Source organism: Hyalangium gracile (assembly GCF_020103725.1).
GTDB lineage: Bacteria > Myxococcota > Myxococcia > Myxococcales > Myxococcaceae > Hyalangium > Hyalangium gracile.
Genome location: NZ_JAHXBG010000017.1, coordinates 232412 through 241440, shown reverse-complemented (window position 1 = coordinate 241440; position 9029 = coordinate 232412). Strand labels below are relative to the sequence as shown.

The following is a 9029-nucleotide window of genomic DNA, read 5'->3' as shown; positions in this document are numbered from 1 at the left end:
CCGCCGTGTGCCGTGAGACCGATGACCCCTCGAGCGCCGAGCGCGAGATCGAGTTCATGGTCCGGGTCGGCTTGTAGAATCCGAGTTCCAAAGGAGAACCCCCTATGCACTCCTGGACATCCATCCTCCGCCGTACCGCCCTGGGCCTGGCGGCCCTGGGCATCGCCAGTGTCGCCTTCGCCGCGGATGAGCTCGGCGATGGAACCAAGAACAGCCCGGCCTGCTGCCAGCTCACCACGTCCCTGGTGAATGACGTGCTGCGCGGCAAGGACGTGTCCGGCGACGAGCGCTTCTTCAGCGCCGACGGTGCCCCGCCCAACATCCACTTCCTCGTCGATGCCTCGGGCTCCATGCGCGAGCTGCCCCAGGTCATCAACAGCGAGCACAGCGTCTTCTTCAACATCACCACCAACGGCTGCGACAACCCGCGCCTGGACGCGTTCCAGGCCAGCCGCGGCTGGGACCCGACCTTCCAGTACCCCCAGCCGGATCCGGGCACCGGGCTGGGCGCGGACAGCGGCTTCGACAAGCTGTTCCTGGACGACAAGTTCTATGCGTACATGTACTGGAACGACAGCAGCGAGCCGGACGTCCAGTGGCACACCAAGGAGTCGGCCTGCCAGTCGCAGGTCCCCAACTGGAACACCACCAACAGCGCGGTCTACAACCGCTGCATCCAGTGCCTGAGCACCAAGGGCTGGTGGAAGCTGCCGGGTGCCACCGCGCGTGACACCGCGCCGCTGACCAACCTGGACTTCATCTTCTGGGGCCGCTTCCTCAACTTCAACCCGCCCAAGTACGTCACCGCCCGCGCGGTGCTCAAGTCCGTCATCAAGGACCTGAAGCGGGTGCGCGCCGGCATCACCATCTTCGCGCCCAACAGCGACAACGACCTGTCCACGCTGCTCCAGCCGCAGAACCCCTCGTGCTCGCAGATCCTCAACGACTCGACGGCGTTCGACAACAACCGCGCCAGCTACATCAACACGGTCAACAACATCGAGTTCACCACCGGCACGCCGCTGGCGAAGTCGCTGCTCAACGTGGGCTACTACTTCACCTCGGACGACAGCATCTACCGGACCAAGTTCAATTTCGGCGGCAACTACCTCTACCCGAACGAGTTCAAGAACGGTCAGCTCACCTCGCAGGGCCGCAGCGTGTGCTGGGGCTGCCAGACCTCGTCGGTCATCATCATCACCGACGGTGAGCCCAGCGGTGACAACTTCAGTTCCACCATGGCCGCCAGGATGCGCGATGTGAACGGCGGTCCGGTGTACTGCCCCTCGTCCCGGCCGTGCCAGATCGGCACCAGCCTCGCCGGCCGTGACATCGGTATCAATCCGACCAACCCCGGCGACGACAACCAGAACCTCTACCTGGATGACGTGGCCAAGATGCTCTACGAGCAGGATCTGCAGGCCAACAACCCGCCGCAGATCGGTGACTTCAACACCGCCGGCAAGCAGAGCGTCATCACCTACACGGTGGGCTTCGGCATCAACAGCAACCTGCTGAAGAACGCGGCCGACGTGGGCGGCGGCCTGTACTACACGGCCGAGGACGGGGCCAGCCTCAAGCAGGCGCTGCTGGACATCATCAACAACGTGCAGACGCGCGCCACCTCCTTCTCGAGCCCCGCGGCCAGCACGCTGCAGGTGCGCAGCGCCAGCGCCACGCTCATCCCGCGCTTCAAGCCGGCCCGCTCCAAGGTGGAGCCGTGGCAGGGCTTCCTCTACCGCTTCAAGGAGGGCCCCGAGCGCCTGCTGGGCTGCGATCCGAAGCGGGTCAGCGCGGGAGGAGATCTCAACCAGGACGGCGACTGCGACGACACGCTGATCCTCGACGCCGCGGGAGACGCCATCATCGAGAACGATGAGGGCAACTTCGTGAAGCTGCTGTCCCCGCTCGTGCCGGCCGTTCCCTACTGGGAGGCGGGCGCGAAGCTGGCCGCCGCTCCCCACAACAAGTGGACCACCCGGAAGATCTACACCATCGTCGACAACGCGGCCCCCGCGGGCATCATCGACTCGCGCGACACGCCAATCGAGTTCCACGAGAACAACGCCGCCGTGCTGCGGGAGTACCTGGGCATCCCCAACAACCCCAACGCGTGCGCGGACCTGGCCGCCAAGCTGGGCATTGCCACCCTGTCGCCGGTCGACTGCGCCAGGCTGATCATCAACTGGTACCGCGGCGCGGATGCGCTCAACCCCGACCCGGCCAAGCGCACCACCGACCGCGAGTTCCTGCTCGGCGACATCTTCCACTCGGGGCCCGCGAACGTGGAGCCGCCGATGCCGAAGAACTTCTGCGCCTTCTCCACGCAGTGTCTGTCGGCGCTCTTCTCCGGCGCCACGCCGCAGCAGAACGACTACGTGACGGCGGACCGCACGGAGGTGATCGCCTACGACAAGTACGTGGACGCCGCCGGTGACCGCGACAAGATCGTCCTGGTGGGCGCCAACGACGGCATGCTGCACGCCTTCCACAACGGCAGGAAGGTCACCAGCTCGGACGATGTGGACCCCTTCACCGGCCAGCGCAAGTACGACGACGGCACGGGCGAGGAGCTGTGGGCCTTCATCCCGCCGGACCTGCTGCCCAAGCTGCGCCCCAACATCGGCAAGCACGCCTACTTCGTGGACAGCTCGCCCATGGTGCGCGACGTGTGGATCGACGGCGCGGGCGGCCAGCCGGCCGACAACAAGAAGCAGTGGGAGGAGTACCGCACGGTGGCCGTGGTGGGCACCGGCCGCGGCGGCGTGCACCGCTTCGCGCTGGACCTGACGCGCCTGCTGGGTGACGAGCCGGGTGAGTCGACCACCGCGGCGCCGCTCGCTCAGGGCGACTTCCTGTGGATGTGGCCGCAGCCGTGCGACCCGCTGGCGCTGCAGGTGGGCGAGAGCTTCACCAACTTCGCTCCCCGCCCGCCGCCCATCGGCCCGGTGGCCCTCACCGACTCGGCGGATCAGGCCCTGCGGGTGCTCGCCGGCGAGAACGAGGACCCCGGCCCGGGCCCGTGGTCCATCGACAACACCGTCGCTCGCGAGCGGTGGGTGGTGGCGCTCAACGGCGGCTTCGACGAGCACATGCTGCGCGGCCGTGGCGTGGCCATCGTGGACATCCAGAGCGGCCACACCGTGTGGAGCGTCTTCTACGGTGACGGGAAGAACCGCTCCGAGCACCTGCGCTACCCCTTCGCGGCGGGCGTCTCCATGATGGACATCGGCCGCGCGGACAACCCCAGCGCGGACGCCGACCTGCTGTGGGACTCGGCCACCATCGGCGACTACGGCGGGCAGCTGTGGATGCTGCGCATGTGGAAGCCGGGCACGTGGGACTCCACCAAGCAGCAGGTGGACAACTGGCACGCCGCGCGCGCCTTCCGGGTGGCCAACCTGGGCGGCCGTAGCGCCGACGAAGAGGCCATGCGCGCTCCGTTCAGCTACATGACGCTCAACGCCCTGCAGCCGGATACCGGCTTCCTGCGCACCTTCGCGGGCACGGGCGACCGCGAGAACCTGCTGGAGAAGGGCACGGCCTGCCGCCTGTCCAACCCCCGCGGCTGCGCCGTGCAGGGCTGCGGCGTCAACAACTCGCTCACCGTCGCGCGGGGTGGAAACACCGTCTTCAGCACCAGCAGCGTCTTCCAGAACTTCCACTACACCGCGGGCACCGCGACGACGGCGGCCGGGGGCAATGCGTGTGGTGGGTCGCAGGTGACGCTCGCCTGGAACAACGACGCGGCCAACGGCTGCGGCAACGCCAACGACGGCTCCATCCAGTACACGTGCGATGGCAACACCACCACCTGGAACTGCCGCGAGACGGCCAACACCTGGGCGCAGCTCAACTTCGTCCAGACCACGCCGCCCTACCCGCAGCGCTACTACGGCATGTACACGTACGGCGGGACTGATCCGCTGCGCAAGTTCGACACCGACGGCGAGGCGACCGCCTACGACAACAACCGGTACACGGACGACGATCTGGTGAACGTCAGCCAGTTCGACAGCACGGGCAAGGTCGTCTCCGCCAGCCAGCAGTCGGCCGCGCCGGCCGGCAAGGGCTGGTTCATCGAGTACGGCATCGCCAACGAGCGCACGGGCACCACCGGCACCCTGCAGGCGGGCTGCGTGCTGTGGAGCTCGTTCGAGCCGAGCGGCGCCTCCGGGGCCGTCTGCTCCACGACGGGCACCAACGTGGCGCGCCTGTACCAGTCCAACTTCGCCACGGGCATGGCCAACTGCGCGGTGGGCTTCTATGACAAGGGCCAGGATCGCTGGGCGCGCTTCACCTCGAGCAACACCGTGGCGGCTCCCGCCGAGCCCGCCATGCAGGTGTCCATCGGTGGTGGCCAGGTGGAGCTCGGCATCGGCATGGTCGGTCCGGGACAGGCGACGCACATGAAGGTCCAGGTCAACGACGACGGCGTGAAGTCGCTCTACCAGCTGGAACTCGATCGCCGCGGCCACGCGTGCCGCCATGACGGAGACCAGGCGGCATGCGATCAGCTGTGATGGTGACATGGAGGGTGGCGGCGCTCGCCGGGGCGCTGCTGTGGGGGGCCTGCTCCAAGGAGTCGGCCCCTGCCCCGGAGCCGGCCGCGCCTCAGCCCGCCAAGGTCGAGGCGGCCCCGGAGCCGGCCCCCGCGCCGGAGGCCGAGGCCGAGCCCTCCGAGGAGCCGCAAGCCGCCGCTCCCACGGAGGACGAGGGTCCTCCTCCGGAGTTCAAGCTGGGCCAGACGCGTGAAGAGGTGATGAGCCTCTTCGGTGACTGCGCCGAGCGGAAGGTCTTCGTCCCGCCGGGGCCTGGCGCGCTGTACGTGGAGGTCTACCAGGCCAAGGACATCGAGGTCTGCCGCAAGCGCCTGGGCGAGCGCCAGTTCACCATCCGGGGTGGCACGCTCCACCAGATCACCCCAGGGCTGATTCCTCCGGACCCGCCCTCCAAGGAGCCGCCCGAGGGCGTCTGAGCCTCGGAGCACCCGCCTCACGGCCCGCCTCTCCCCCCTCGGGGGAGGGGCAGGGCCCCGGGCAAAGCCCCCGCTCCTGGCGTTCACGAGTCGAGCGGAGTCATCGTGCCCGTTGATTTCCGGTGGTACCCGGCGTAGGCAACCTTCCTTCTTTCACTCCGAACGAGGGTTGCTAGCACATGGCCGAGAAGCTCCTGCCCCGCGAGAAGGGCTTTTCCGAGTGGTATGTCGATCTCGTCCTGAAGGCGAAGCTCGCCGACTACTCGGACGTGAAGGGCTGCATGGTCATCCGGCCCAACGGCTATGCGCTGTGGGAGAACATGCAGCGCGTCCTGGACAAGATGTTCAAGGACCTGGGCCACAAGAACGCCTACTTCCCGCTGCTCATCCCCGAGAGCTACCTGAAGAAGGAGGCCGAGCACGTCGAGGGCTTCAACCCTCAGCTGGCCGTGGTGACGCACGCGGGCGGCGCCAAGCTCGAGGAGCCCCTCATCATCCGGCCCACGAGCGAGACGATCATCAACCGCAGCTTCGCCAAGTGGATCCAGAGCTACCGCGACCTGCCGATGCTCATCAACCAGTGGGCCAACGTGATGCGCTGGGAGATGCGCACGCGGCTGTTCCTGCGCACCACCGAGTTCCTCTGGCAGGAGGGGCACACCTGCCACGAGACGGAGGAGGACGCGGAGAAGGAGACGCTGCAGATGCTGGAGGTGTACCGGACGTTCGCCGAGGACTACATGGCGATGCCGGTGCTCAAGGGGCGCAAGAGCGAGACGGAGAAGTTCGCCGGCGCGCTGCGCACCTACTCCATCGAGGCGATGATGCAGGACAAGAAGGCGCTGCAGGCGGGCACCAGCCACAACCTGGGGCAGAACTTCGCCAAGGCCTTCGACACGCAGTTCCAGGGCCGCGACGGCAAGCAGCACCACGTGTGGCAGACGTCCTGGGGCGTGTCCACGCGCCTCATCGGCGGCCTCATCATGACGCACTCGGATGACTCGGGGCTGGTGGTGCCGCCCAGGCTGGCGGCCACCCACGTGGTCATCATCCCCATCCTGGGCAAGGCGTCGGACGCGGAGAAGACGCAGGTGAAGGAGAAGACCCAGGCGCTGGCGGCGGACCTGCGCAAGGCGGGGCTGGGCGTGGTGGTGGACGACGACGAGTCCAAGGGCCCGGGCTTCAAGTACTACGAGCACGAGATGGTGGGCACCTGCCTCCGGGTGGAGCTGGGGCCGAAGGACCTGGCCAAGGACTCGTGCGTGATGGTGCGCCGGGACCTGAAGCAGAAGGAGTTCGTCCCGCTGGGCCAGGCGGTGGACAAGGCCCGGGCCATGCTGGACGCGATGCAGACGGACCTCTTCAACAAGGCGAAGAGCTTCCGCGACGCGAACACCTTCGAGGTGAACTCCTACGAGGAGATGCAGAAGCGCGCCGAGGACGGCTTCATGCTGGCGCACTGGTGCGAGAAGCCCACCTGCGAGGCGAAGGCGAAGAACGACATGGCGGCCACCACCCGGTGCCGGCCGTTCGACCTGAAGCAGGAGCCGGGCAAGTGCGTGGTGTGCGGCGACGCCTCACCGGGCCGCATCGTGTTCTCCAAGGCCTACTGAGCAGGAGCTCACGGCCGGAGCGCGGCGTGGCGTGAAGGTGGCCACCGGCTCCGGCTTGCCCTGCACGGGCAGCGGCGTGGCGGCGGTGAACTCGAGCTCCGCGCCACACCGGGCCCGCGTCACCTCGGAGACGAGCATCGGCACGCCCACCTTCTTGGTCAGCCCCTCGATGCGGCTGGCCAGGTTCACCGCGTCGCCTATCACCGTGTACTCCCGGCGCTGGTTGGGCCCCACGTCTCCCACCACGACGCGGCCGGTGTGGATGCCGATGCCGATGTTCAGCGGGGCCTCTCCCCGCGCCTGGCGCTCGGCGTTCAGCCGCTCCAGCGCCTCGAGCATCTGCAGCCCGCACTCCACCGCCGCCTGCGGGTGCCCGGCCAGCTCCAGCGGCGCTCCGAAGTACGCCAGGATGCCGTCTCCGATGAACTTGTCGAGCGTGCCTCCGTTGCGGAACACCACCTCCACCATCCTCGCCAGGTACTCGTTGAGCAGCGCCACCACCTGCGGGCTCTCCATCTGGTCGGCCATCGTCGTGAAGCCCCGGATGTCCGAGAACAGCAGCGTCACCTCGCGGTGCTGGCCCGTGTCGGCTCCCGGGCCCAGCTCCGCGATGCGGCTGGCCACCTGCGGCGAGAAGTAGCGCCCCAGCCGCGCCCGCCGGGCCTGCTCGCGCGTCACGTCCCGCACCAGCCCCAGCATCTGGCCGCTCACGAACATGGCCGCGAACGCCGCCAGCACCAGCACCAGCCCCAAGGCCTGGGGATAGACATCGCGCGGAATCCCCGCGCGCTCGCAGAGCAGCACCTCGCAGCCGATGGCGAGCAGGGTGGTCATCGTCACCCCGCGCCACGACAGCCCGAGCATCGCCACCACCATCAGCAGCGTGACGTAGATGCCGATGGGCATCAGCGCCACCGCCACGGTGTTGCTCGTGTACTGCAGCGCCGAATATTGGATGAGGCAGATGGCGGGCATGTCGATGCCCACCACGCCGAGCGCGGGCCTCGTCCCGATGGCCGGGAAGCGCCGGGCGCCGAGCCACAGCGCCACCGCCAGCCCCAGGTACGCCCCCAGCATCCACCGAGGCGTCTGCCAGTCGAACAGGAGGGCGAACACCCCCCAGCCGATGGCTCCGCCCACCCGGAAGCGGTTGATCCACTCGCTCACCTTCGCCCGCCGCTCATCCAGGCGCTGGCGAAGGAGCTCATCGAGCCCGGACTCGGAGGAGACGGTGAACACGCTACCTCCCAGGTTAGCCCAGGAGGCCCTCCTTCGCCAGGAAGCCCCCGGCGGCCCCGGGCAGCCTGATGGACTATCGTGAGGCCCAGGTATGGCGAGCATCGGTCACGTCGCGGTCGGCATGTCCCTGGGCAGGTATGAGGCGGGTGGCTCCTCGCGAGGCCGGCTCGTGGCCTACATGCTGTTCTTCTCCGCGCTGGCGCTCCTGCCGGATGCGGATGTCATCGCCTTCAAGCTGGGCATCCCCTACTCCGCTCCCTGGGGACACCGGGGCGCCACGCACTCGCTCGCCTTCGCGGCGCTGGTGGCGCTGGGCTCCATGGGGCTGGCGCGCTTGCTCCGCATCGCGCCCTGGCGCCTGGGCCTGCTCTCCTTCGTCTCCGTGGGCAGCCATGGCCTGCTGGACGCGCTGACCGACGGAGGGCTCGGGGCCGCGCTCCTCTGGCCCCTGTCGAACGCCCGCCTCTTCGCGCCGGTGCGCCCCCTGCCCGTGGCCCCCATCGGCGTCGGTATGCTCTCCCCACGCGGGCTGTACGTCGTCGTGGTGGAGTTCCTCGTCTTCCTCCCCTGCTGGACCTTCGCGCTCTGGCCACGTCGGCGCGCGGCCCCGGAGCCCTGAGCCATGCGCCTGTTCACCGCCGTCACCCTGGGGAGCGCCGTGGAAGCGCGGGCCGCGGCCGGCATCGAGCGCCTGCGCGCCCTGTCCCCGAAGGCCCGCTGGGTGAACTCCGAGGGCGTCCACCTCACCCTGGTCTTCCTCGGGGAGGTGGCCGAGCCCCAGCTCGCCGGCATCACCGACGCGCTCACGCCGGTGGCCCGGCACCACGCGCCCTTCACGCTCACCATCGAGGGCGGCGGCAGCTTCGGCTCGCCGCGCCATCCGCACGTGCTCTGGGCCGGCGTGGGGGGGAACACCGCCGCGCTCGGGGCGCTGCAGGCGGAGGTGGCGACCGTGCTGGAGCCGCTGGGCTTCCCGCGCGAGAAGCGCATGTACACCGCGCACCTGACGCTCGCCCGCTCCAGGGAGCCCCGGGGCGACGCCGCCTTCCTCGAGTGCCAGAAGGCGCTCCAAGGCGAGCACTGGGGCGAGGCGCGCGTGGAGCACCTCGTCCTCTTCGAGAGCAAGGGGGGGCGGTACCTGCCCCGGCTGGAGTTGCCACTGGCGGGCGCGCTATGAGGCCCGTGCCGAGTCCCCGCCC

Annotated in this window: 6 protein-coding genes; 5 read left to right on the top strand and 1 reads right to left on the bottom strand. The window is 68.8% G+C overall.

Annotated elements, in window-relative coordinates:
• Nucleotides 1-104 precede the first annotated feature (104 nt).
• The 3 genes from KY572_RS30810 to proS all read left to right on the top strand — a co-directional run bounded on the left by KY572_RS30810 (nt 105) and on the right by proS (nt 6591).
• The gene (locus KY572_RS30810) at nt 105-4523 is read left to right on the top strand and encodes a pilus assembly protein (protein ID WP_224247090.1); all 4419 of its coding nucleotides are present in this window, start codon (nt 105-107) and stop codon (nt 4521-4523) included.
• Complete coding sequence (locus KY572_RS30805) at nt 4508-4978, top strand: hypothetical protein (protein WP_224247089.1); 471 nt, start codon at nt 4508-4510, stop codon at nt 4976-4978. The genes KY572_RS30810 and KY572_RS30805 overlap by 16 nt, the downstream gene beginning before the upstream one ends.
• 179 nt (nt 4979-5157) lie before the next feature.
• Nucleotides 5158-6591 carry a proline--tRNA ligase gene (gene proS, locus KY572_RS30800; RefSeq protein ID WP_224247087.1) on the top strand — a complete coding sequence of 478 codons (1434 nt, stop codon included), beginning with the start codon at nt 5158-5160 and terminating at the stop codon, nt 6589-6591.
• On the opposite strand, the gene KY572_RS30795 is transcribed toward proS, so the two are convergent.
• Nucleotides 6556-7830 (bottom strand): adenylate/guanylate cyclase domain-containing protein, encoded by a 1275-nt coding sequence (locus KY572_RS30795; RefSeq protein ID WP_224247085.1) that lies wholly within the window; start codon nt 7828-7830, stop codon nt 6556-6558. The genes proS and KY572_RS30795 overlap by 36 nt on opposite strands.
• A gap of 91 nt (nt 7831-7921) precedes the next feature.
• Between KY572_RS30795 and KY572_RS30790 the strand changes: the two genes are divergently transcribed.
• Together KY572_RS30790 and thpR are read left to right on the top strand one after the other, a co-directional pair.
• Nucleotides 7922-8449 (top strand): metal-dependent hydrolase, encoded by a 528-nt coding sequence (locus KY572_RS30790; RefSeq protein WP_224247084.1) that lies wholly within the window; start codon nt 7922-7924, stop codon nt 8447-8449.
• Between the two features lie 3 nt (nt 8450-8452).
• Nucleotides 8453-9007: an RNA 2',3'-cyclic phosphodiesterase gene (gene thpR, locus KY572_RS30785; RefSeq protein WP_224247082.1), complete on the top strand. Its 555-nt coding sequence runs from the start codon at nt 8453-8455 to the stop codon at nt 9005-9007.
• Nucleotides 9008-9029 lie beyond the last annotated feature (22 nt).

Coding starts and splice junctions, on each gene's coding strand:
- KY572_RS30810 (WP_224247090.1), top strand. CDS start 105: ATGCACTCCTGGACATCCATCCTCCGCCGTACCGCCCTGGGCCTGGCG.
- KY572_RS30805 (WP_224247089.1), top strand. CDS start 4,508: ATGCGATCAGCTGTGATGGTGACATGGAGGGTGGCGGCGCTCGCCGGG.
- proS (WP_224247087.1), top strand. CDS start 5,158: ATGGCCGAGAAGCTCCTGCCCCGCGAGAAGGGCTTTTCCGAGTGGTAT.
- KY572_RS30790 (WP_224247084.1), top strand. CDS start 7,922: ATGGCGAGCATCGGTCACGTCGCGGTCGGCATGTCCCTGGGCAGGTAT.
- thpR (WP_224247082.1), top strand. CDS start 8,453: ATGCGCCTGTTCACCGCCGTCACCCTGGGGAGCGCCGTGGAAGCGCGG.